Here is a 23,464-nt window from a genome sequence, read left to right as displayed (position 1 = left end):
CGCTAGTGAGAATCCGTGGGCGGATAGAAGTATTCGCGCCACGCGACGATCTTCTCGCCCCGCACCTGATAAGCCCCCATGACCGGCCAGCTCTTCTGCTTACCGTCGACGACCCAGTGGTCGAAGCGTTCCATCAGCACCACATCGCCGTCCACCGCGAGATAACGGACCTCCAAGTCGACGCACTTACCACCGGCGAAGAAGGCTTTCATCATTTCGTGGATCGCCGCCCGGCCGGTCAACTTCGGCCAGTCGGGCCCGATATCGAACGTTGCATCCTCGGCGAAATGACTGATGACCTCGTCGACGTCGTTGCGGCCCCATGCGGCAATCTCGGCGCGGACGATCTGCTCGGCTGTCATTGTGTTCCCATCCAGCTGTTGCGACACTCTGTTTGCACTCCTTTGAAGATTCGTAGCGGGCACTTACCGGTTCCCCACCGGGTCATGACGCAACCATCGGCAGTTCCTCCCAACCCCGGACCGTGGACGTGGGTGACAGGCTCGCCGCGGCGAGGTCGACATCCCAGTCCGGGAATCGGGTCAGGAGCTCATCGAGGGCGATTCGGCCTTCGAGGCGGGTCAGGGCGGCGCCCAGGCAGAAATGCGCGCCTATCCCGAAGGTGAGCAGCCCCGAAATCTTGCGGTGGATGTCGAAGACATCGGGATGAGGGTGGACACGGTCGTCACGGTTGGCCGCACCCGCCACGAAAAGTATTGCGCTGCCGGCCGGAACCGGCTGGCCGTGGAACTCGGTGTCGACCGCGACGTACCTGCCGATATGCGGCGCGGGCGGCTCGAAGCGCAGGATCTCCTCGATGGCGCCCGGGATGAGGGACCGGTCCTCGGCCAGTTGCCGGCGCTGTTCGGGATGCTCGGCGAGCACCTTGGCCGTCCAACCGATCAACCGCGTGGTCGTCTCGTTGCCTGCACCGGCGACAACCTGGATGTAGGCCAGGATCTCACTGCGGGTCAGCCGCCGCTTGGTGCCGGTTTCATCCACGAACTCGGTGTGCAGCAATTCACTCATGATGTCGTCGGACGGATGGTCGACGCGCCAGTCGAGGTAGTCGGCGAACACCCCACTGCGAACGAGGTTGTCCTCCTTGAACTTCATGGCCTTACCGGGGGCTACCCGCAGGTTGGCATCACTGCGGTCGCGGATCTGTTCTTGATCCTCCTCCGGGATGCCGAGCAACATCCCGATGACCCGCATCGGCATCCGGGCGGCGAATTCGGCGATCACATCGAACCGGTCGAGTTCCATCAACGGGTCCAGGCAATCGGCCGAGAATGCCCGGATCTTCGGCTCCAGTGCGGCCACCGTCTTCGGAGTGAACATCTTGGACACCAGTTTGCGGTGGATGGCATGGGTGGGCGCATCCTCGTAAATGACCAGCCCGGGGGGCATCTCGATACCGGATTTGATCAGTTCGAGGATATTGCCACGCCCCGACTTGAACGTGTCGCGATCGGACAGGCCCTTCGCCACGTCGGTGTGGCGACTGACCGCGTAGAAGTCGTGCCGCTCGTTGTAGTACAGCGGTGCCTCATCGCGCAACCGCCGGAAGGTCGGGTAGGGATCGCGATTGATCTCCAGGTCGTAAGGGTCGTAGTACACGTCGCTCGCGGACATTACCTGCTGTGTGGGCATGTGGCCGGTCCCTTCGGTGAGTAGTGGCAATCCTCGGATGCTCGTGCGCGGCTTCGTCACCGCCACGTCATCACGCGCCCATTCCGCCGTCGACCGCGATGGCCTGGCCGGTGAGGAAGCCCGGGGCGTCGTCGCACAGCCACACGGCGATGTCGGCGATCTCGTCGGCCTCGGCAAGCCGACCGATGGGTGTGGCGGTGAGCAGACCCTCTATCACCTCCGCTGACATCGAGCGCCGGAACATCGGTGTGTCGACGGTTCCCGGGCAGATCGCATTCACCCGCACACCCTGGCCGGCGTATTCGCGCGCCGCCACCCGGGTCAGCCCGACCACGCCGTGCTTAGCGGCGGTGTAGGCCGGCACGGTCGGGGCGGCCCGCAGGCCGGCCACCGAGGCGCAGTTGACGATCGCCCCGCCACCGGCATCGATGATCGCCGGGATCTGATGCCGCATGCACGACCAGGTGCCGGTCAGATCGACGGCGATCACCCGGTTCCAGTTCTCCATGCTGCATTCGGCGGTGCGCTTACCGTGCTCTCCGTCGATGCCTGCCGAGTTGAAGGCGGCATCCAGACGGCCGAAGGTCGCTACGGTCCGGGCCACCGCAGCGGCGACATTCTCATCGTCGGTCACATCGCACGGCAGGAAACTGCAGGGACCCCAGGCACTGAGCTGCGCCTCGGCCTTGAGTCCGGCCTCCTGGTCGACATCGGCGAGTGCCACCGCGTATCCGCGCCGGACAAACGCCGCGGCTGCGGCCAGGCCTATTCCCGAGCCCGCGCCGGTGACGAACACGACCTTTTGATGCTGCGTCATGGGCACTGTTCCTCGTTCCTGGACACATTGCTGCTATCGGGCCGGCACTGCGCTGAGTTCCTTATGCGGCCTGTCGACCGCGTTGTCACCCAATCGATCGATGACCACGAGTCCATCTCGGATGACGGCCCGCAACGCCTCGTCGGGACGCGCGAGAAGCGACAGATCCTCGACGGGGTCACCGTCGACGATGATCAGATCCGCCAGTGCACCGGGTTCGATCACGCCGGACCGGGACGGCGGATCCACCAGCAGCTCACCGGCATTGGCCGTGCCCCAGCTGAGCACGTCGACCGGTGCCAGACCCTCGATCTGTCCGTAGTAGGCGAATTCACGACCGTAGTTGCCGACTTGGTGGTCCAGCGGGTCGTCGTCCATCACGTCACGGAAGACCCCGCTGTAATCGTCACCGATCAGGATGCGAACCCCGGCCGCCTGTGCCAGCGGCAACATCGCCCGGACATGGTCGTACTGTGCCCGGGTGACGCCGAACTTCTCGGCGTAGCCGAGCTCGAGCAAGCTGCGCAGGAAGATGAGGCTGGGCACCCAGAAGGTTCCGGCTTCGGCCATCGCGGCGATGACCTCCTCGTCGACCTCGTCGCCGTGGTCCACGACGTCGAGCCCGAGTTCGATGCACTCCATGATCATTGCTTTGTCGGCAACATGGGCGCGGACCTTGGCGCCCCGTTCATGTGCAGTACTGATGATCGCGGCGATCTCTGTGCGAGACATGTTGCGAATGGTGCGGTTCGGCTGGCCGTGCCCGGCACTGGCGAAGATCTTGATCGTTTCTGCTCCACGGTTGATCTCCTGGCGCACCAGTGCGCGCAGGGCATCCGGACCGTCGGCGCACACGTCGGTCCCCGGAGTTTCGTACGCCTTCCACCACCGACCGCCGTTGTTCATGTCGCCGGTGGTGCCGAGGTGATGCCCGCACGCCCGGATCCGGGGGCCCGGGATGATGTCCTCCTCGATGGCCATCTTCAATTGCGCATCAATGTCATTGGAGCACGACGCGCCCGAGAAGCCGGTGAAGCCGCTCTCCAAGAGCACCCGGCAGGTGCGCACCCCGATCGCCATCAGCACACCCGGCGGGCGTTCCTTGCCCAGCCGGTCGCTGTCGGCGATATTGAACTTGTAGAAGTCCGAATGCAAATGGCTGCTGATCAGGCCCGGCATCAGCGTCATGCCGTTGGCGTCGACGACATCGGCCGGCGGGACCGGTGCTGCGTCGTCGATCGTGCTGATCGTGTTCCCGTCGATGGTGACACTGTGTCTGCCGGACAACAGTTGTCGGCCGTCGAAGACCTTCGCGTTGGTGATCACCAGCATCCTCGTCCCCTTCCGTTCTATTCCGCGGCCCGGCCGCGCCGGCTCAGCCGCCAGTCCGGGGGAAATTGGCCATCGTTGTCCTTTACGGTGTCGGTCAGGTTGTCCAGGGTGTCCTCGTCCAGCTCCATACCGCGGGCATCGGGATCCGGCCGGAGCTGGTCCAGAGTGGATTCCAGCAGGCCCGAGACGATGCTGCCCATGTACTCACCTTGATGCTGCTTGTAGATCTCGAAGAAGGTCTTCTGGGCGAACACGGTGTCGGTGGGTCGACTGCGTGAACAGGCCAACGCGTACTTGTCTGTCATCGCCTCGAGTTCGTGGAAGGGAACCACGGCGTTGACGAAGTTGCAGTCGTACATCTCCTTGGCGGTGAACGGACGACCCGTGAACACCATTTCCATGAACTTGCGCGCACCCATCGTGTTACACCACTGCCATTGTCGCGCAGCGAAGCCCGCGTAGCGCCAGGCGGCGTGACCGAACAACGAGTCATCCGAGGCGACGACGATATCGGCGTCGGCGGCCTGGTAGAAGTGCCATCCGTAGCAGTAGCCCCGCACCTCGAGAATGCTGATCTTCTTGAAGTCCTGGAGGCTGCGCATCCCGGCGCTGGGGTCGGTGTAGAACTGCACGGTGGATGCGCGGCGACGGTAGGTGCCCACCGGCGGGTAGTTCACGTCGGCGTCCTCAGGAACGCGCACCGCAGCATTCATGCTGCCCTCTCCGCGCCCCGCCATGGTGTCGAGAAGCTCGGAGAGGTCGGCGCCGCTGCCCAGGTTCGGACCGTTGGCCCGGATGACAAGGACCTTCACGTCGTCGTCGATGCTGGCGTTGTGCACCAGATCGGCGTAGCGATGCTGAGCCGCGATCGTCATCGCGTTGAGTTCATCGGCACGATCCAACGTGATCGTCGCGATCCTGGTCTTGGGATCTTTGTAATAGAGCACGATCTGCTCTGCCGACGGACGATGGCCCTGCTCTGCACGCTGCGTCTGTTCGGTCATATGCCGGGCTCCTTCGAGGTTTTCCGTCACGGTGCGCCGATGCCGACGGGCTTCGACTCCGGGTTCACGCGTGCGGCGACCATCTCGGCCAGTTCGAACAACCGCACCTTTCCGGTCGGCGTCCTGGGTATGTCGTCGTGGCTGATGAACACGATTCGGCGGGGTACCTTGAAGCTGGACAGCGTCTCGCGCAGCGCCGCCCTCAGGTCGGCCTCGGATGGGTCATGTCCAGCTGCCGGCACGACCGCGGCCGCAACGAGTTCGCCGATCTCGGCATCCGGTAGTCCCGTGACGAGCGCGAGTTCCACCTCGGTGAGCGCATTCAGCGCGGCCTCGACCTCCAGACGAGATACGTTGGCCGAGTTGGTCTTGATCATGTCGCTGCTTCGACCGATGAAGAACGCGTAGCCGTCTTCATCGATGCGGACAAGGTCCTTTGTCGGGAAGAACCCGTCGGCGGTGAACACCTCATTGCGGGGCACCTTGTAGAGGCCGGTCATCAACGCCCCACCACGGAGCTGCAGCTCACCGATCTCACCGGCAGTGACCTCGATACCGGTTTCCGGGTCAACCACCCGACGTTCGATACCGTTGACGGCACGGCCGGCGGCACCGGCTTTCGAGTCCGGGAGCCGCCTCGTCACCGGCTCCGCGCTGTGCGGCGCGAAACTCTCGGACATCCCGAGCATCCTGGTCTGCAGATGCCGCGGGATGGATTCGCCGTTCTCATCCCAGGTGGGCCCCGTGGTGATCTTGATTTCGTCCAGGTTCATGTGCCGAGCCTTGGCGGCCGCCTGTAGCCGTGCCAGCAGGTGCCAGACCACGATGTTGGTGATCGCATGATCCTCGATGGTGTCGAGGATGACATCGACGTCGGGACTGCTCGGGTACACCAATGTGCTTCCGATGCTGAGGACCTGCAGTGCGGCCGATATCCCGCCCATCCAGAACGCCGGCAGCAAGGACAGCGTGCGATCGTGCGGTTGCACGTCGAAGTAGGTGGCCAGCACCGGGGGTTGGCGGGCGACGGACCATTGGCTGTGCACAACGGCCTTCGGCGCGGCAGTGCTCCCCGAGGTGTAAACCACGAAAGCGTCGTCGCCGGGCACCACCTCGTCCTCCAGCGCGGCCAGCAGCGCAATATCCGGAGCGTCAGGGGAGTCGGCGTGTTCGAGCAATTCCCCGACTGGACGCGCCCAAACCAGACCGGAGCAATCGTCCAGCCACACCGACCGCAGATAGGGCGCCGCCGCCAGCCGCAACGCCGCTGGATTCGCACCGTCCAGACCCGGCAGCGCGGCCTGCATGTTCCGCGCGAAGTCCCGGTTGAGAAAGCGACGGGCGCCGATCAGTATCTGCGCGTCACTGGTGCGCACGATGTGTGCCAGTTCTCTCGGCGTGGTCAGTGTGCTGATCGGAGTCACCAGCGCGCCGATGCGCAGCGCGGCGTAGAACGCAGTGAGCAGCAGCGCACTGTCCGGGGCCAAAAGAGCTATCCGAGTGCCCTTGCCGGCACCGACTGCCAGCAGCCCACGGGCCATCCGGGCCGTACGACGGTCCAGCTCGCGGTAGGTCAGCGTCTCTCCGGCATGGATCAGTGCGGCATGGTCCGCCCGTGCGGCCACGATCTCGGTGAACAGCTTTGGGAACGTCGATGCGGGTTCGGTGCGGTCCATCGGCACGGTCGGGCTCAGAACCGTGTGATCGGGTTGAGGCCATCCCACGACTGCGCGGCGGCACGCATGGCCGCGAACCCCGCTTCTCTGGCCGGGCTGGGTTCGAGCAACTCGACCATGAATCCGAGGGTGGCGGTGGTGTCGACCCAACAGGTCCGACTGTTACCGACCCGCGCCTCGAAGGCGAGATCCGCGCCCCTGGCGATGTAGGCGTCACGCTCGGCCTCGTAGTCGGTGCACACCACCGCCATGTGATGAAGCCCGGACTCACCCTGGGCGAACACATCCCGGAACACCCCCGGCTGGTCGTTGTCCTGGCATACCAGTTCGATCTGCAGGTCGCCGGCATACGCGATGGCAGCCGTGACGTCCGGGAACTCGGCCGGGGCGCCACGATGTCTACCGTCTGCACAGTCCACCCCGTCGAACCAGAAGAACGGTCCGACTCCGGCACTGCGGGACCAGAATTCGATGGATGCTTCCATGTCGGGAACGACCCAGCACACCTGCATGAAGTTCCGACCGGGAACGGGCAGCGCTTCTGTCACCGGAATGCCCTTCAGCCGATCAGCGGGAAGCGCTCGTCGTTCAACGCGGCCCAGGGCGCCATGTCGGTGGTGTCGAAGTTCGGGCACGGCGAACCGTTCCAACAGACGTCCTCCGGCTGAACCACCAGCAGATAGCCCCAACGCGGCCGGTCCATCATGTTCGCGCCCGCCCCGTGGATGGTGAGGTGGGTGTGCACGGTGATGTCACCCAACTCGTAGGTCATCTGCTCGCTCATCTCCAGGTCACGCAACTCCGGGAAGACCGCCAGCGCATCGTCGCCACCGTAGGTGGTGTAGTCACCGAGGACTCCGAGTCGATGCGAGCCGTTGACGAACGACATTGTCCCGGCCTCTGGACCGTAGGGCTCCAACGGGATCCAGAACGTCATGCCGCCGGTGCGGTCCACCGCGAACGTGATGTAGTCCTGGTGGAACGCCGTGGCGCCGTTGCCACCGTGCCGAGAATTCTTGGTGGACGGCAGTTTCGGCACGAAGAAGTCGTTGTAGTACCTGATCCCGACGGCCGATCCGGAATTGGTTCGCCGACTCAGCAGCTTCGTCGCGCTCCTGCCGATCTCGTCGATGAGTGGCCTCAGTACCGGGCTCGACAGGCCACCGCTCCGCTCGGCATTGAAGTACGCCAGCGCGCCCTTGGCTGCACCATCGGCGCCCACCGTCATACCCGCCTTGAGCGGATTGCTGTCGGCGTCCTCGCCCATTTTGGACTGGGCGACGTCGAGCATGCTGGCCAGCACATCGGGGTCGACGAATCGTTTCAACTGGACCCAGCCATACTCCCGGAGATGTTCGACCTCCTCGGCGGTAACCAGGCGACATGGCGACTTCAGGCCGGTGGCATCATCCATGGTGGGCTGTGATCTCCTCGCAGACAGGTGTTTTCGTGGGTGTGCCGATCGGCTACGACGCGGTCAGATGAAGATCCCCGGCCCGGTCCGGAAGGCGTAGAGACCCACCACGGCATCTTCAGGCAGGGTGTACGGCGTGGCCACTTCGGCGACCGTCGGCCCGATCCGGTCGGCGATCTTGGCCAACTTCGCACGGTCGAGGCCGTACAGGTCGATCGCGGTCTCACCCAGGAACTTCTGGGTGTACTTCGGGTCGATGTCGGAGAAGGTGAACCGCATCGCCTCACGGGTATCGGGGAAGGTGCCCTCCGCATGCGGATAGTCGTCGCCCCACATGACGTTGTCGACCAGGTCATGTTCGACCGACAGCTTGGCTTCACCGTTGGACATGAAACTCGCACCGATGAAACAGTTCCGGCGGAAGTACTCCGATGGCGGCTTGGGCAGTTTGGCACGGATGGCGGCGCCGGTCGGACCGTGATAGAGCCCGTCCATGTCGGCCATGGCGGCGGGAGCCCAATCCACCCACTGCTCGGTCAATACCAGCTTGAGGTTGGGATAGCGTTCGAAAACACCGCTGAAGATCATCACCCACAGCCCGCGGCGGGTACGGAACGGTGTCTCCATCATGTACATCATCTGTGCGCCCTGCCCCGCGTAGGGGTAGTGCTCACCGCCGCCGCCGTGCGTGTTGACCGACATTCCGGTGTCGTTGCAGGCGGCCCAAAGCGGTTCCCACGCTGGATCGTTGAGCATCGGGAAGTCGCCACGCGGCGCGGGGAGGTTGATTCCCTTCAGCCCGGCCTCAGCCGCCCACTCCACTTCTTTGGCGCACGCACTCAGGTCGGAGATCGGGATGTGGGCGATGCCGGCATGCCGTTCGGGTGCCAGTGCCACGAAGTCGGCCAGCCATCGGTTGTAGATGCGTACCCCGACCTTTTCGAGATAGTCGTACGCGGTGTCACCCCAACTGATCAGTCCGGTGGTCGAGAACGGGATCGACTGGCCGTTGAGGCCACCGTGGAAGATGACGTCCGCAGCCACGCCCTGCTCGTCCATGTCTGCGATACGCGCGTCGTGGTCCTGCAACCCGGGCGCCAGACTGTGCTCGTAACTCCGTTGCAGAAACCGGGCGCCCACCTGGTCCGCGTTGCGAATGCCGGCCTGTTTGCCGAACTTCTCCGCTTCGGCCTCGTCGAGCTTTTTCGCTTGATCCTGGCCCCGCTCGGCCTGCGACTTGCCCAGTGACCAGCTCTGTTTATCACCGGATTTGGCTTCCGAGGACCGCCAGCTCAACAGACCCTGACTTGCCATCTCCGCCACGAAGCGGTCGAAGTCATCGAGATGCTTGCTGTCGCAATAGGGGCGCAGCTGGTCTTTCACCGACGGGCCGACGTGGCTGTCGATCGACATCACGACGTAGCGCTGGTCATCGGTTTCCCTACCGCCCGAACCGGACTGGTCTCTCGACATGCCATCCCCCTCGACTGTGGTCTATGTGCGCCTCGGTGAGCCGGTGTGCCGGTTCGAGCGGCGCACGCTCAGGCGATCAGTTGCCAGTAATGGTAGGCACGGTACGCGCATTTTTGCAACGGCGTTGTACTTTTGCTCCGGTGTGGCAAATTTGGCCGGCGGCCACTGTGGCATGCGCATTGACTAGGGTTTTCGTCATGGGGTCCAGGGTTCAGGAACGGACAAGTCGACATGTGCTTGACGCTGCGCGGACCTTCATCGAGGAGCATGGGGTCGAACAGCTCTCGATGCGCCGACTGGCCAGTGAGGCCGGCGTCAGCGTCCGCACGCTCTACAACCATTTCGGCGACAAGGACGGACTGCTGACAGCGCTGGTCCAACGCTCCCTGGACTCCATCGACGTCGCCGTTCATCACCTGAACGCCACGGACCCGATCGAAAGGATCTGGGAGGCGATCGCCGTCTCGATCGACAAGACAGTGGCCGAAGTGCCCAAGGCGGTGGTCCGGGCCGTCGTCATGGACGACCGCCTGGTCGACCTGGTGAATGTCCGGTGGACCGGGTGGGACCTGATCGTCGCCGAGATCGGTGCGGCCACCGCCGCGGGAGCGCTGCGACCCGACATCGAACCGGCACTGCTGGCCGAGCACGCCGCGATGGTGTTGTTCCACCTGCAGCGCCGGTGGACGGCCGGCGACCTCGATGACGCCGAGTTACGGGCTGGAGCGTTGCACGCCTTCGACATCTGCTTGCTCGCTGTCGCAAAACCGCAGGCGCGCGAGCGGATCCTGGAACACGCTCAGTCCCTCACCGCCGATCGCCCGCGGCTCACCAAACGGTGATCGGCGCCGGCGTCACCTCGCCCGCAGCGCGCTGAACTTGTCGTCGGTCGACGGGACCTCGGCACCGTCGAGGTCCAACACGGCTTCGATGTTCTCCGCAATGGCCTCCGCCGTCAATGCGGAGCGGCGCAGCCCCTTGGCCGCGACGAAAGCCATCCGCGCCACCCCGCCCATTCCGACCTGCAGCACTTCGCCGTTGAGACTGCACGTCTCGTGCGCCAGATACGCCACGGCCGGAGCACACAATTCGGGCGGCATACTGGCGTTGACCTGGGCGATCTTCTCTTCTGACATTCCATACAGCGTCGACAGGTTGTCACAGTGGTCCGCCGACAGGCGCGTGTATGCCCGCGGTGCGACAGCATTGACCCGGATCCCGTCGGCCAGACCCTCGGTCGCCAGGTTCCGGGTCAGGCCGTACACGGCACCTTTGGCCGATGCGTAACTGGTCAGCCCGGACACGCCACCGAGCATGGCCTCGGAGACGGTGTTGACGATCCGCCCGTATCCGGCCGCCCGAAAGTGCGGCCAGGCCGCCCTGATCACGTACAGCGTTCCGAAGAAATGGACGTCGAGCATGCTGCGGAACTGGTCCAGGGACAGTTCGCCGAAGTTTGCCGGATCGTGGATGCCGGCATTGTTGACCACGATGTCGAGCCGACCGAATGCGTCGAGTGCCGTACCGACTATGGAGCTCGCCGAACTCTCGTCTGCCACCGACGCACAGCACGCGATGGCCTCACCGCCGCTGCCCCTGATCTCGGAGACCACCTCGTTCGCCGGCACCGATGACGTTCCGTTTCCCTCCGGATCGACGCCGTAATCGGCGACCACAACGCGAGCGCCTTTCTGCGCCAACAGCAGGGCGTGACCTCGTCCGATCCCGCGGCCGGCACCGGTGACGACCGCGACTCTGCCGTCAAATCGAAGCTCAGACATGACTTTTCCTCCCCGTCCCAATCCGATCGCCGCGACACTACCCCCTCGAATCCGCCAAAGCCATGACCGAATATGTTGTCCACCAATCAGATAGCGATCCCAGAACGGTCGCCGGGCACAATCCGCCATGTGGGTATCCGATGCTGGGGCCCCGTTGGCAGGTATGGCACGCCTCTCCAGCGCACGGAGTGGGCGCCGAATCCTTGACCTTCACTCAACCCACCTGCTAAGCAGGTGCTCAGTGGATCTCAGCCAATTCGCCGATTCGCGCATCCGAACCCGACCTCGACTCGATCGAGTCAGCCCTCCCCGATGGAGCCTCTGATGGCACAGCCAAGCACCGCGACCACCCCGGACCTCTACTACGACCCGTATGACGTGGACCTGAACATGGACCCCTATGCGGTGTTCGCCCGCATCCGGGAAGAAGCGCCGCTCTACTACAACGAAGAGCACGACTTCTATGCGCTGAGCCGGTACGACGATGTGAACGCGGCGGTCATCGACCACGAGACCTTCATCTCCGGTCGCGGGGCCGTGCTCGAGATCATCAAGTCAGGGATGGAGATTCCGCCGGGCACGCTGATCTTCGAGGATCCCCCGATCCACAACATCCACCGCAATCTGCTGTCGCGGATGTTCACGCCCCGCAAGGTCCTCGCGCTCGAACCGCAGATCCGGGAGTTCACCGCGCGTTGCCTGGATCCGCTCGTCGGTTCGGACCGCTTCGACTTCGTCAACGACCTCGGTGAGCAGATGCCCATGCGTGTCATCGGCATGTTGCTCGGCATCCCGGAAGATCGGCAACAGCAGATCACGGATCACGGCGAAGAGATCCTGCAAGGGCAGAAAGTCGAAGGACTCGCCACCGGTGAGGTATTCGCCGAGTTCATCGATTGGCGCACCGAGCACCCGTCCGACGACATCATGACCGATCTGCTCAATGCCGAGTTCGAGGACGAGACGGGCACCGTCCGTACCTTGCGCCGTGACGAACTGTTGCTGTACCTGACGGTGATCGCCACCGCCGGTTCGGAGACCACCACCCGTCTGATCGGTTGGGCCGGCAAGACGCTGGCCGAGCACCCGGATCAGCGGCGGGACCTCGTCGAGGATCATGGTCTCATTCCCCAGGCGATCGAGGAGATTCTGCGCTGGGAACCACCGGCCCTGCAGATCGCCCGCTACGTCACCCGCGACATCGAATACTACGGCCGGACCGTGCCCGAAGGTTCGGCGATGCTCATGCTCGTCGGCGCGGCCAACCGGGATCACCGCCGGTTCGCCCCGAACGGAGATGTATTCGATATTCACCGAAAACAGTTCTCACACATGACTTTCGGTGCAGGTACCCACTTCTGCATGGGTAACGCCCTGGCCCGGCTCGAAGGCCGGATCGCCTTGGAGGAGATCCTCAAGCGGTTCCCGGAATGGGAAGTCGACTGGCCCAATGCCGTTCCGTCGGAGACGGCCGCGGTACGTGGGTGGGCCGCCATGCCCACCTTGCTGGAGTGAGGATCCATATCCGAGAGGAGAGTGCCGATGCATCGAATACTCCTGAGCACGTTGCTCATCGACGCACCTTCAGACCACTACCAGCAGACAACACAGTTCTGGGCAGGAGCCCTGAACGCCGATGTGGTGCATCCACGGGGCATGGACGACTACCGCATCCTGCACGGCGCGTCCGATGATTTCCGGGTCGTCGTGCAGAACGTTCATTCCGGCCAGGCCGGGGTCCATCTCGACATTCACACCGATGATCTCGCGGCCGAGGTGGAGCGTCTGGTCGGACTCGGGGCGACGGTCGTCGACGATTCTAACGCCACCCACCCCGGGCAGTGGGTCATCATGGCAGACCCGGCAGGCAAGCAGTTCTGCGTCGTCTACGCGCTGAATCCGCGGCGCTCACAAGAAGACCGTGATGCGTTCGAGCGAAGGGCCAGGCCGGTCGGCTGAATTCAGCTGGCGGGCACCAGATCTGCGGCCACCGACGGACAGGACATCACGCCACACCGGAAGGCCTCGGTGCGGTCGACCGGATCGGTATGACCGGCCGCGGCCAGTGCCTGGGCTTTGAATGCCCGTGCCGCGGCGCTCAGTTCGTGCTGCACCAGATCGACGGTGCTGTCCAGCTCTTCGGGCCAGCTGTCGCCCCACAGCGTCACCTCGGTGAGCCCCTGATCCAGGGCGCCCAGGACGCCCTCCCGGACCCGCTCGTCGCTGACGAAGAGGTCCGCGGCGACCGCCACGGTCTGCGGATGCGGGCGTTCCTCCCACAGCCCCATCACCGTCTCCAGATCCGCGGTATCCACACCGAGGATCTGCAGCGGGCGGATGTCGTCGTCGCCGGTGATCATCACCGTGACGTCCCAGCCGGCCATCACCCGGTCGACCAGCCAGCCACCGGCGTTGCGCACCACTTCGGCGACGCTGGGCGCCACCACGTCGAGTCGGTACCGCATGTCTAGCTCCTCCCGGTCGCTGCGAAGTCGCGAGCCAGCGACTCCGTGTACCCCTTGAACACTGCGGCGAGCGGAATTGAAGGATCGAGTAGCCATGCGGTCTCCATTCCATTGACGAAGGCGAGAATCTCCACGGCCTTGGTGGCCGGGTCGAGGTCTGGGCGGTAGCGGCCGTCGGCCTGTCCCCGCCGGATGCCGTCGGCGACGATGTCGACGGCGGCCTGCTGGCGGGCCACCAGTCGGTCGTGCAGCGGCGCGTCGGGCTGGATGTTCTCCACCAGCAGCACGGTGAAGGTGCCGACCAGTTGCGGTGCGCGGTCGAAACGCTCGGCCACCCGGCCGATGTTGGCGATCAGATCGCCGCCCCGGTCGGCGTGGGTGTCGTCGTCGAAGTCACGGGCATCCAGCACCGCGTGCAGCAGCGCTTCCTTGGATTCGAAGTGATGCAGCAACCCTGCGGCGCTGACACCGGCCTCCTTGGCGATCTGCGCCAGCGACGTGTTCCGCCAGCCGTTACGGGCCAGCAGGCTCTCCGCCGCGGCGAGTATGCGCTGTTTGCGGTCCTCACCCTTGGCGAGCAGCGACTCGTAGGGCCGAGGCCCTGACGTCGCAGATATCGCTGTCACCGAACTCCCTGTCGTAGCCGATCAACCAACCAACTGAACACACAGTAGGTTGGTTTGGGGCCTTGTGACAAGGGTCTCACTTAACAATTTTCTTGACGGGTGTCACGCTGCTGGTCAGGCGCTCAGCGGACCCTCAGCGAAGGCTACAAACCGAGCGATTTGGCGATGATCACCTTCATGACTTCACTGGTTCCGGCGTAGATCCGGGCCACCCGGGCGTCGGTGTAGAGCCGGGCGATCGGGTACTCCATCATGTAGCCGTAGCCGCCGAACAACTGCAGGCAGCGGTCGATCACCCGGGCCTGCATCTCGGTGCAGAACAGCTTCACCCGGGCGGCGTCCGGCGCCGAGAGTTCACCGTCCACGTGCAGGGTGATCGCGCGGTCCAGCATGGCCTGGGCGGCTTCCACCTCCGTCGAGCAGGCCGCCAGTTCGAACTTGGTGTTCTGGAAAGACGCGACCGGCGTCCCGAATGCCTTGCGGTCCTTGGTGTAGTCGATCGCCGCGGCGATTGCCGAGCGGGCCTGCGCCACCGACCCGACGGCCACGGTGAGCCGCTCCTGGGCCAGGTTGTGGCCGAGGTAGCTGAACGCCTCCCCCACCTCACCGAGCACATTGGCCGCCGGCACCCGCACGTCGACGAACGACAGCTCCGCGGTGTCCTGCACCTTGCAGCCCATCTTCTCCAGCTCGCGGCCGCGGGTGAACCCGGGCATCCCGTCCTCGACGACGAACAGGGTCAGGCCCTTGCGCCGGTTGTCCGGGTCGGTGGAGGTGCGGGCCACCACGACCACCAGGTCGGCCTGCATACCGCCGGTGATGAACGTCTTGGCGCCGTTGACGATCCAGTGGTCACCGTCGGAGACCGCGGTGGTGCGCATGCCGGCCAGGTCCGAACCGGTGCCCGGTTCGGTCATCGCGACGGCGGTGAGCAGGGTGCCGTCGGCCAGCCCCGGGAACCAGCGCTTGCGCTGCTCATCGTTCGCGTAGTGCAGGAAGTACGGCAGGATCACCTCGAGCTGGGTGCGCACCGTGGACAGCGTCACCAGCGCCCGCGCCGCCTCTTCCTGCAGTACGACGTTGTAGCGGTAGTCCGGTGCCCCGCCGCCGCCGTACTCCTCGGGGATGGCCATGCCCAGCATGCCGAGCGAACCCATCTTCTCGAAGACGGCCCGCGGCATCCGGCCGCCCTTCTCCCACTCGGGATAGGCCGGCACCACTTCCTTCTCCACGAAATCGCGCGCGAGCTCGCGGAAGGCCTCGTGATCTTCGGTGAACAGATTGCGTTGCACTTCGCAGCCTTCCGACTAGGAGACGAGCTCGACCAGTGTGGCGTTGGCGGTGCCGCCGCCCTCACACATGGTCTGCAGGCCGTAACGAATGTTGTTGTCGCGCATGTGATGGATCATCCGGGTCATCAGGACCGCACCCGAGGCGCCGAGCGGGTGACCCAGCGCGATGGCCCCGCCCAGCGGGTTGAGCTTCGCCTCGTCGACCCCGGTCTCGGCCAGCCAGGCCAGCGGCACCGGCGCGAAGGCCTCGTTGACCTCGAAGACGCCGACCTCGTCGATCGTCACGCCGGCCTTGTGCAGCACCTTCTCGGTGGCCGGGATCGGGCCGGTCAGCATCAGCACCGGATCGGCACCGGTCACCGCACCGGCCCGGTAGCGCACCAGCGGGGTCAGGCCCAGATTCAGTGCCTGGTCCGCGGTCATCACCAGCAGCGCGGCCGCGCCGTCCGAGATCTGCGACGAGTTGCCGGCGTGGATGACACCGTCGTCGGTGAAGGCCGGCTTGAGCCCCGCCAGTTTCTCGACGGTGGTGCCGCGGCGGATCCCCTCGTCGGCGGTGATCACGTCGTTGTCGGTGAACACCGGCACGATCTGGTCGATGAACGCCCCGGCGTCCTGTGCGGCCGCGGCCCGCTCGTGCGACTGCGCGGAGTACTCGTCGCAGCGGGTCCGCGACAGGTCCCACTTCTGGCAGATCAGTTCCGCCGAGATGCCCTGGTTGAACGAGAAATCATCGTAGCGGGCAAAGACTTTCGGGCCGTAGGGTTGCCCGGTCGCCCGTGCGGAGCCCAGCGGAACCCGGCTCATCACCTCGACGCCGCCGGCCACCACCACGTCCTGCTGACCGGACATCACAGCCTGCACCGCGAAGTCCAGAGCCTGCTGGCTGGATCCGCACGCCCGGTTCACCGTGGTGCCGGGGATGCTCTCCGGCCAGCCGGCCGCCAGCACCGCGTAGCGGCCGATGTTGCTGGACTGATCGCCCACCTGGGAGACACAGCCCCACACCACGTCGTCGATGAGCGAGGGATCGACCCCGCAGCGCTCGGTGAGTTCGTTGAGCACCAGCGCCGACAGGTCGGCGGCGTGCTGATCGGACAGCCCGCCGTTGCGCTTGCCCACGGGGGTGCGCACGGCTGAGACGATGACGGTTTCGCGCATGAGTTACTCCTACTGTGTCGTTCCCCCGGGTCGCTCCGCTCCTGCCCCCGAGGAGGCGGGCGGAACCGCCCAGGTTCCGGTGAATTCGGGGTCGCGCTTGGCGGCGAAGGCCGCGTAGGCCTCCCCCGAGTCGGCGGTCGCGAAATTGCCGGGCTGGGCGCGGGCCTCGTTGCCCAGCGCCTCGGCGAAGGTGGCGGTGGCGCCGTCGTTGAGCAGGGCCTTGCTCTGCGACAGTGCGTACGGCGGCCCGGCGGCCAGTCGCTGCGCCAAGGTGTCGACGAAGGCGTCGATCGCGTCGGCCTCCTGCACCCAGGTGACCAGGCCGAGTTCGTGCGCCTCCGCGGCGTCGATCATATCGGCCAGCAGCACAAGGCGTTTGGCTTGTTGCAGACCGACGATCTTGGGCAGCAGCCAGGATCCGCCGAGGTCGACCGACAGTCCGCGCTTGGCGAAGATCTGGCAGAACTTCGATTCCGGGGTGGCGACCACCAGATCGCAGCCGAGCGCCAGGTTCCAGCCTGCGCCGACCGCCACGCCGGTGACCTTGGCGATGGTCGGCACCGTCAGATTGTGCAGTGCCAATGCGACGTCGGTGAGCCGCTGCAGCTTACGCCGGGGATGGACGGTCTCCCCGGTGCCGATGTCGGCTCCGGAGCAGAACGCCCCGCCGGCCCCGGTGAGCACCACCGCGCGCACGGCGTCGTCGGTATCCGCGGCACGCAGTGCCGCCGCCAGCGCATGCCACAGTTCGACGTCGATGGCGTTCTTGCGGTGCGGCCGGTTCAGCGTCAGGGTGCGTATCCCGTCGCGATCCTCCACGAGCAGGCTGTCGCTCATCCGCGATCCGCCTTCGCTCCTCGCCGGTCACTCATGGGGGTACTCCGGCCCGATGGCTCCTTCGCCGCGCAGCACATCCAGTTCGTCTGCGCTGTAACCGAGTTCGCGCAGGACCGTGTCGGTGTGCTGACCCAGGCCGGGCACCGGCCCCATGCCCAACTCGACCCCGCCGATGACCGGGGGCGGCAGCAGCGCGGCGATCTCACCGTTGGGTGTCTCGACCTGGCGCCAGCGGTCCCGCGCCTTCAGGTGCGGGTGGGCGATCACCTCGCTGGGCTTGTTGTACCGCGAGTTCCCGATCCCGGCGGCGTCCGCGGTCCGCTGGATGTCGTCGAGATCGTGTTGTGCACACCAGGTTTCGATGGCCGCATTGAGCTCGTCGCGGTGTCGGCAGCGGTCGGTGTTGGTCGCGAAGCGGGGGTCGTCGGCGAGGTCGGGGCGCTCGATGATCTCGCGGGCCAGTCGCTGCCACTCCCGGTCGTTGGTGGTGCCGAGCACCACCGTCTGCCCGTCGCGGGTTCCGAACGAACCGTAGGGCGCCACCGCGGGAGAGCTCATGCCCAGCGGTTCCTGGTCGATACCGGAGTGCTGGGTGTAGGTCAGCTGATAGCCCATGATGTCGGTCATGGTGTCGAACAGGCTGACCGCGACCGGCGGCGCCGGCTCGGCGGAGTTGGCGCGGGCCCGGCCCAGCAGCAGCGCCAGGATCGACAGGGCCGAGTACAGGCCGGTGGTGATGTCGGCGACCGGCGCGCCGGGTTTGGCCGGCATCCCCGGGTATCCGGTGGCGGCGCAGGATCCCGATTCCGCCTGCACCAGCAGGTCGTAGGCGCGCTTGTCGGACAGCGGACCGCCCGGGCCGTAACCGTCGATCTCGACCGGGATCACCTGCGGGTGGCGCTCGCGCAGATCCGCCGGTCCCAGCCCGAGTCGGGCGGTCGCACCGGGGGCGAGGTTGGACACGAACGCGTCGGCCCCCCCCAGCAGCCGGTGCAGCACCTGCATCCCCGCGGGTGATTTCAGGTTCAGAGTGACCGATTCCTTGCCCCGGTTGGCCCAGACGAAATGCGCGGCCTGGCCCAGCACGACATCGTCGTAGTCCCGTGCGAAGTCGCCGCCCTTGGGATTCTCGATCTTGATCACCCGGGCGCCGAAGTCGGCGAGCACCCGGGTACACATCGGTGCGGACACCGCCTGCTCCATGGCGATGACGGTGATACCGGCCAGCGGGCCCGTAGGCGTCGACTCGCTCAACATGACCACCGTTCGCTCGTGAACTCGCTCACCCGGTCACATAACCATGCCGGGACGGCACCTGGTGAGGCGGGTGATCGCGTGGCGCGGGAAAGCCCGGTTGGGCCGTCCGGTGACGGCAGATCGCGGCATCACGCGTCAGTAGCTCTTCGGCAGGCCAAGGACATTCGCGGACAGGAAGTTCAGGATCATCTCCTGGCTCACCGGCGCGATCTTCATCAGGCGGGACTCCCGGAAGAACCGGGAGATGTTGTACTCCTCGGAGTAGCCCATCCCGCCGTGGGTCTGCAGGGCACGGTCGGCGGCGCCGAACCCGGCGTCGGCGCACAGGTACTTGGCCATGTTGGCCTCCCGGCCGCAGGACCGGCCGTTGTCGTAGAGCCAGGTGGCCTTGCGCAGGATCAACTCGGCGGCGTCCAGGCGGGCCAGGGAGTCGGCCAGCGGGAAGGCGACGCCCTGGTTCTGCCCGATGGGCCGGTCGAACACCACCCGCTCGTTGGCGTACTTCACCGCGCGGTCCAACGCGACCCGCCCGATGCCGAGCGCCTCCGCGGCGATCAGCATCCGCTCCGGGTTGAGCCCGTGCAGGATGTAGGAGAAGCCCTTGCCCTCCTCGCCGATGCGGTCCTCGACCGGGATGCGCAGGTCGTCGATGAACACCTCGTTGGAGCTGACGGCGTTGCGGCCCATCTTCTTGATCGGCCGGATGTCGACATGGTCGCGGTCGATGTCGGTGAGGAACAGCGACAGCCCTTCGGTCGGCTTGCCGCCGCGACGCTCCACGTCCTCGCGGGACTCGGTGCGGGTGAGCAGCAGGATCTTCTCCGACTCCAGCGCCTTGGAGATCCACACCTTGCGGCCGTTGACGACATAGCTGTCGCCATCACGCTTGGCGAACGTGGTGATCCGCGAAGTGTCCAGTCCCGCACCGGGTTCGGTGACACCGAAGCAGACGTGCAGGTCTCCGGTGACGATCCGCGGCAGCGTTTGCTTCTTCATCTCCTCGGAGCCGAACACCACCACCGGCTGCATCCCGAAGATCGACATGTGGATGGAGCTGGCGGCATTCATGGCGCCGCCGGATCGGGCCACCTCCTCAGCCAGGATGGTGGCCTCGGTGATACCCAGGCCGTGTCCGCCGTACTCCTCGGGGATCGTCATGCCCAGCCAGCCGCCGGCGGCGATGGCCTCGTAGAACGCATGCGGGAACTCGTGCGCCTGGTCTCTTTCCATCCAGTAGTGATCGTCGAACCTGGCGGCCAGCTCGGCCACCGATTTCCGGATCAGCTGCTGGTCCTCGGTGAGCTCGAAGTTCATTCCCTCGGACACGGTTCCTCCTGTCGTCTGTGCACACGACGGCACGGTGCAGGTGTCCCCTGCACCGTCCGCCGAACTCGCCCTCTGGCTAGTCTCTGACGCCGCTGACCGCGCGCGCGTTCGCGGTGAAGTCGGCGACGTCGGAGCCGGTGCGCTTCTCGTGATGGCTCAGGGCCTGGATCGAGACGTCATGTCCTTCGGCGGCCTTTCGCAAGGCGCCGACGGTGGCCTCTTCCCGCGGGATGTGCTTGAACGGGTCGAAGTGGTACAGCCGCATGGCGTTCTCGTGGGTGATCTTGTTGATCTCGTCGTCGGGCACGTCGTAGGTCTTGAAGACCGCGTCGAGCTCCTCGGGGGCGCCGGGCCACATCGAGTCCGAGTGCGGGTAGTCCATCTCCCAGCAGATGTTGTCCACCCCGATCATGTGCCGGTTCTTCACGCCGACCGGGTCGGAGATGAAGCAGGTCATGAAGTGCTCGCGGAACACCTCCGAGGGCAGCTTGTCGCCGAAGTCCTGATGGGTCCACGTCGAATGCATCTCGTAGGTGCGGTCCACCCGGTCCAGGAAGTACGGAATCCACCCGGTACCGCCCTCGGACAGCGCGATCTTGAGATCGGGGTACGCCTTGATCGGCGCCGACCACAGCAGATCCGCCGCGGCCTGCACGATGTTCATCGGCTGCAGGGTGATCATCACGTCCATCGGGGCGTCCGGAGCGGTGATGGCCAGCCGCCCCGAGGATCCGATGTGCACGTTCATCACGGTCTCGGTGTCGACCAGGGCATCCCACATCGGCTTCCAGTAGTCCAGGTCATGGAAACTGGGATAGCCCAGCGCCGAGGGGTTCTCGGTGAAGGTCAGCGAGTGCACGCCCTTCTCGGACACCCGGCGGATCTCCTGGGCGCACAGCCCGGGATCCCAGATCGCCGGGATTGCCATCGGGATGAAGCGGCCCGGATGCGAACCACACCACTCGTCGATGTGCCAATCGTTGTAGGCCTGCACCAGCGCCAGCGAGAACTCGGCATCCTCGGTGGCGAACAACCGGGCAGCGAAACCCGGGAAAGAGGGGAAGTTCATGGTGGCCAGCACGCCACCGGCGTTCATGTCCTTGACCCGCTCGGCGGCGTCGTAGCAGCCCTTGCGGATCTCGTCGAGACCTTGGGGCTCCAGGCCGTACTCCTCCTTGGGCCGGCCGGCGACCGCGTTGAGCGCAACGTTCGGGATGACGGTGTCGCGGAACTGCCAGGTGTCGGAGCCATCGGGGTTGTGCACCAGCCGCGGCGCCTCATCGACGTACTTCGCGGGTAGATGGTTCTTGAACATGTCCGGCGGTTCGATGATGTGGTCATCGACGCTGATCAGAATCATGTCGTCGTGGTGCATGGGCTGTCCCTCCGGGGTCCATCGTTCAACGCGGGTGATTCTCGATACCTGCAAACTAACTTCTCACGTGACGAGAATCAACGTCCGAAACGGTCCTCCGTGGCTCTGACCGTGGTTTTTTGGCCCGCGCCGGCGATGGCAACGTGGTCGATGACCTGCATCTCCATTGACCTTACGACCAAAGACTGGAAATCTGTTAGTCACTTATGAGAATATGATTCTCGTACCGGAGAAGACGCCGACGCGAACCGATCAGCCCCGGCGCCGGACCCGAAGCAGAACCCGAACCAGGAGAGGTTGCACCGTGTCGTTTTTCCCCAAACCAGCAGCGGGAAGCTGGACCGAGAACTGGCCGGAGCTGGGCACTGCCCCGGTCGACTACACCGACTCGATCGATCCTGAGCAGTGGAAGCTCGAGCAGCAGGCGATCTTCCGCAAGACCTGGCTGCAGATGGGCCGCGTGGAGCTGATCCCCAAGAAGGGCAGCTACGTCACCCGCGAACTGCCCTCGGTGGGTCCCGGCACCTCGATCATCATCGTCAACGACGGGGATGAGATCCGGGCGTTCTACAACTTGTGCCGGCACCGCGGCAACAAGCTGGTGTGGAACGACTACCCCGGCGAAGAAGTCTCGGGCAGCTGCCGCCAGTTCGTCTGCAAGTACCACGCGTGGCGCTACAGCCTCAAGGGCGACCTGACCTTCGTCCAGCAGGAGGGTGAGTTCTTCGACCTCGACAAGGCCGACTACCCGCTCAAGCCGGTCCGCTGCGAGGTGTGGGAAGGCTTCATCTTCGTCAACTTCGACGACGATGCGGAACCGCTGGAGGACTACCTCGGCGAGTTCGGCCAGGGCCTGAAGGGCTACCCGTTCCACGAGATGACCGAGCACTACAGCTACCGCTCGGAGATCAATGCCAACTGGAAGCTGTTCATCGACGCGTTCACCGAGTTCTACCACGCGCCGATCCTGCACATGAAGCAGGCGGCGAAGGAAGAAGCGGAGAAGCTCGCGGAGTTCGGTTTCGAGGCATTGGCCTACGACATCAAGGGTGACCATTCGATGGTGTCGTCGTGGGGCGGCATGTCCCCGCCGAAGGACCTCAGCATGGTCAAGCCGATCGAGCGGATCCTGCACAGCGGCCTGTTCGGGCCGTGGGACCGGCCCGACATCGAGGGCATCCTGCCCGACGAGCTGCCGCCGGCCATCAACCCGGGCCGCCACAAGACCTGGGGCACCGACTCGTTCGAGTTCTTCCCGAACTGGACCCTGTTGTTCTGGGCACCGGGCTGGTACCTCACCTACAACTACTGGCCGACCGCGGTGGACAAGCACATCTTCGAGGCCGACCTGTACTTCGTGCCGCCGAAGAACCTGCGCGAGCGGCTCTCTCAGGAGCTGGCCGCGGTGACCTTCAAGGAGTACGCGTTCCAGGACGCCAACACCCTGGAGGCCACCCAGACCCAGATCGGCACCCGCGCGGTCACCGAGTTCCCGCTGTGCGACCAGGAGATCCTGCTCCGCCACCTGCACATGACCGCCCACCAGTACGTGGACCGGTACAAAGCCGAACTCGAAGCCAAGGCCAATGGCTCGGTCAACGGCACCGCCAGCGACGCGAAGGCGTCCGGAAAGGAGCAGGTCAATGTCTAAGCTGCCCGAGGAATTCGCCGATCTGGAGCGGTTCTCCGATTGGTGCCTGCCCTCCGAGGAGGATCGGTACCAGAAGCGCCTCAACTCGACGATGGCCGAGATGCAGGAGCTCTACGACGCCGGCATGGCCCGGCTCGAGGACATCATGGTCTACGTGGACGCGCGCTTCCCGCTCAAGAGCATGCCCGAGGATGCCAAGGCACTGGTGCACCTGGGCCAGTCGATCGTGATGGTGAGCTTCCCGGTCGAGGTGTGGAAGCAGCCGCGTGTGCTCGACAGCGGCGCCGCCTATATCAACCTCATCAAGGAGCCGGTGGTTTAGTC

At 65.2% G+C, this 23,464-nt stretch carries 23 protein-coding genes; 5 read left to right on the top strand and 18 right to left on the bottom strand.

Annotated features, from left to right (window positions below):
* Positions 1 to 2: 2 nt before the first annotated feature.
* The 9 genes from V4U86_RS07885 to V4U86_RS07845 all read right to left on the bottom strand — a co-directional run bounded on the left by V4U86_RS07885 (position 3) and on the right by V4U86_RS07845 (position 9,369).
* Positions 3 to 362 carry a limonene-1,2-epoxide hydrolase family protein gene (locus V4U86_RS07885; RefSeq protein WP_395310706.1) on the bottom strand — a complete coding sequence of 120 codons (360 nt, stop codon included), beginning with the start codon at positions 360 to 362 and terminating at the stop codon, positions 3 to 5.
* Between the two features lie 82 nt (positions 363 to 444).
* Complete coding sequence (locus V4U86_RS07880; protein ID WP_395310705.1) at positions 445 to 1,635, bottom strand: cytochrome P450; 1,191 nt, start codon at positions 1,633 to 1,635, stop codon at positions 445 to 447.
* An 88-nt stretch (positions 1,636 to 1,723) separates the two neighbouring features.
* Entirely contained in the window at positions 1,724 to 2,470 is a 747-nt protein-coding gene (locus tag V4U86_RS07875; protein WP_395310704.1) for an SDR family NAD(P)-dependent oxidoreductase, read from the bottom strand.
* Positions 2,471 to 2,503: 33 nt separating this feature from the next.
* Complete coding sequence (locus V4U86_RS07870) at positions 2,504 to 3,802, bottom strand: amidohydrolase family protein (RefSeq protein WP_395310703.1); 1,299 nt, start codon at positions 3,800 to 3,802, stop codon at positions 2,504 to 2,506.
* Positions 3,803 to 3,819: 17 nt separating this feature from the next.
* On the bottom strand, positions 3,820 to 4,806 hold the full coding sequence (locus V4U86_RS07865; RefSeq protein ID WP_395310702.1) for an enoyl-CoA hydratase/isomerase family protein: 987 nt from the start codon (positions 4,804 to 4,806) through the stop codon (positions 3,820 to 3,822).
* A 26-nt stretch (positions 4,807 to 4,832) separates the two neighbouring features.
* A complete protein-coding gene (locus V4U86_RS07860; protein WP_395310701.1) occupies positions 4,833 to 6,482 on the bottom strand; it encodes a class I adenylate-forming enzyme family protein in 1,650 nt (549 codons plus the stop codon).
* A gap of 14 nt (positions 6,483 to 6,496) precedes the next feature.
* Positions 6,497 to 7,030, bottom strand: coding sequence for a VOC family protein (locus tag V4U86_RS07855; RefSeq protein WP_395310700.1), 534 nt, complete (start codon positions 7,028 to 7,030; stop codon positions 6,497 to 6,499).
* 11 nt (positions 7,031 to 7,041) lie between these two features.
* Positions 7,042 to 7,896: a phytanoyl-CoA dioxygenase family protein gene (locus V4U86_RS07850; RefSeq protein ID WP_395310699.1), complete on the bottom strand. Its 855-nt coding sequence runs from the start codon at positions 7,894 to 7,896 to the stop codon at positions 7,042 to 7,044.
* 63 nt (positions 7,897 to 7,959) lie between these two features.
* Positions 7,960 to 9,369, bottom strand: coding sequence for an amidohydrolase family protein (locus tag V4U86_RS07845; RefSeq protein WP_395310698.1), 1,410 nt, complete (start codon positions 9,367 to 9,369; stop codon positions 7,960 to 7,962).
* A gap of 233 nt (positions 9,370 to 9,602) precedes the next feature.
* Here V4U86_RS07845 and V4U86_RS07840 point away from each other — a divergent pair, with 233 nt between their 5' ends.
* Positions 9,603 to 10,211 carry a TetR/AcrR family transcriptional regulator gene (locus tag V4U86_RS07840; protein WP_395310697.1) on the top strand — a complete coding sequence of 203 codons (609 nt, stop codon included), beginning with the start codon at positions 9,603 to 9,605 and terminating at the stop codon, positions 10,209 to 10,211.
* Between the two features lie 12 nt (positions 10,212 to 10,223).
* Here V4U86_RS07840 and V4U86_RS07835 read toward each other — a convergent pair whose 3' ends face one another.
* The gene (locus V4U86_RS07835) at positions 10,224 to 11,150 is read right to left on the bottom strand and encodes an SDR family NAD(P)-dependent oxidoreductase (RefSeq protein WP_395310696.1); all 927 of its coding nucleotides are present in this window, start codon (positions 11,148 to 11,150) and stop codon (positions 10,224 to 10,226) included.
* 324 nt (positions 11,151 to 11,474) lie between these two features.
* Here V4U86_RS07835 and V4U86_RS07830 point away from each other — a divergent pair, with 324 nt between their 5' ends.
* Both V4U86_RS07830 and V4U86_RS07825 read left to right on the top strand, forming a co-directional pair.
* Positions 11,475 to 12,665 carry a cytochrome P450 gene (locus V4U86_RS07830; RefSeq protein ID WP_395310695.1) on the top strand — a complete coding sequence of 397 codons (1,191 nt, stop codon included), beginning with the start codon at positions 11,475 to 11,477 and terminating at the stop codon, positions 12,663 to 12,665.
* A 27-nt stretch (positions 12,666 to 12,692) separates the two neighbouring features.
* The gene (locus V4U86_RS07825; RefSeq protein WP_395310694.1) at positions 12,693 to 13,109 is read left to right on the top strand and encodes a VOC family protein; all 417 of its coding nucleotides are present in this window, start codon (positions 12,693 to 12,695) and stop codon (positions 13,107 to 13,109) included.
* A 2-nt stretch (positions 13,110 to 13,111) separates the two neighbouring features.
* Here V4U86_RS07825 and V4U86_RS07820 read toward each other — a convergent pair whose 3' ends face one another.
* From V4U86_RS07820 to V4U86_RS07785, 8 genes are all read right to left on the bottom strand, one after another.
* Positions 13,112 to 13,615 carry a hypothetical protein gene (locus V4U86_RS07820; protein WP_395310693.1) on the bottom strand — a complete coding sequence of 168 codons (504 nt, stop codon included), beginning with the start codon at positions 13,613 to 13,615 and terminating at the stop codon, positions 13,112 to 13,114.
* 2 nt (positions 13,616 to 13,617) lie between these two features.
* On the bottom strand, positions 13,618 to 14,232 hold the full coding sequence (locus V4U86_RS07815) for a TetR/AcrR family transcriptional regulator (protein ID WP_395311956.1): 615 nt from the start codon (positions 14,230 to 14,232) through the stop codon (positions 13,618 to 13,620).
* A 152-nt stretch (positions 14,233 to 14,384) separates the two neighbouring features.
* Positions 14,385 to 15,533, bottom strand: coding sequence for an acyl-CoA dehydrogenase family protein (locus V4U86_RS07810; RefSeq protein WP_395310692.1), 1,149 nt, complete (start codon positions 15,531 to 15,533; stop codon positions 14,385 to 14,387).
* 15 nt (positions 15,534 to 15,548) lie between these two features.
* Complete coding sequence (locus V4U86_RS07805) at positions 15,549 to 16,694, bottom strand: thiolase family protein (protein WP_395310691.1); 1,146 nt, start codon at positions 16,692 to 16,694, stop codon at positions 15,549 to 15,551.
* Between the two features lie 9 nt (positions 16,695 to 16,703).
* Positions 16,704 to 17,531 carry an enoyl-CoA hydratase/isomerase family protein gene (locus tag V4U86_RS07800; protein ID WP_395310690.1) on the bottom strand — a complete coding sequence of 276 codons (828 nt, stop codon included), beginning with the start codon at positions 17,529 to 17,531 and terminating at the stop codon, positions 16,704 to 16,706.
* A gap of 27 nt (positions 17,532 to 17,558) precedes the next feature.
* Complete coding sequence (locus V4U86_RS07795) at positions 17,559 to 18,734, bottom strand: CaiB/BaiF CoA transferase family protein (protein WP_395311955.1); 1,176 nt, start codon at positions 18,732 to 18,734, stop codon at positions 17,559 to 17,561.
* Positions 18,735 to 18,923: 189 nt separating this feature from the next.
* Entirely contained in the window at positions 18,924 to 20,102 is a 1,179-nt protein-coding gene (locus V4U86_RS07790; protein WP_395311954.1) for an acyl-CoA dehydrogenase family protein, read from the bottom strand.
* Positions 20,103 to 20,190: 88 nt separating this feature from the next.
* Complete coding sequence (locus V4U86_RS07785; RefSeq protein ID WP_395310689.1) at positions 20,191 to 21,489, bottom strand: amidohydrolase family protein; 1,299 nt, start codon at positions 21,487 to 21,489, stop codon at positions 20,191 to 20,193.
* A 304-nt stretch (positions 21,490 to 21,793) separates the two neighbouring features.
* Between V4U86_RS07785 and V4U86_RS07780 the strand changes: the two genes are divergently transcribed.
* Both V4U86_RS07780 and V4U86_RS07775 read left to right on the top strand, forming a co-directional pair.
* Entirely contained in the window at positions 21,794 to 23,140 is a 1,347-nt protein-coding gene (locus V4U86_RS07780) for an aromatic ring-hydroxylating oxygenase subunit alpha (protein WP_395310688.1), read from the top strand.
* Positions 23,133 to 23,462: a hypothetical protein gene (locus tag V4U86_RS07775; protein ID WP_395310687.1), complete on the top strand. Its 330-nt coding sequence runs from the start codon at positions 23,133 to 23,135 to the stop codon at positions 23,460 to 23,462. Before V4U86_RS07780 ends, V4U86_RS07775 begins: the two co-directional genes overlap by 8 nt.
* Positions 23,463 to 23,464: the final 2 nt, after the last annotated feature.

The organism is Mycobacterium sp. AMU20-3851, from assembly GCF_043974665.1.
Classification (GTDB): Bacteria; Actinomycetota; Actinomycetes; order Mycobacteriales; family Mycobacteriaceae; genus Mycobacterium.
Note: the sequence above shows the minus strand (reverse complement) of the source record. Positions and strands in the feature narration are given on the sequence as shown.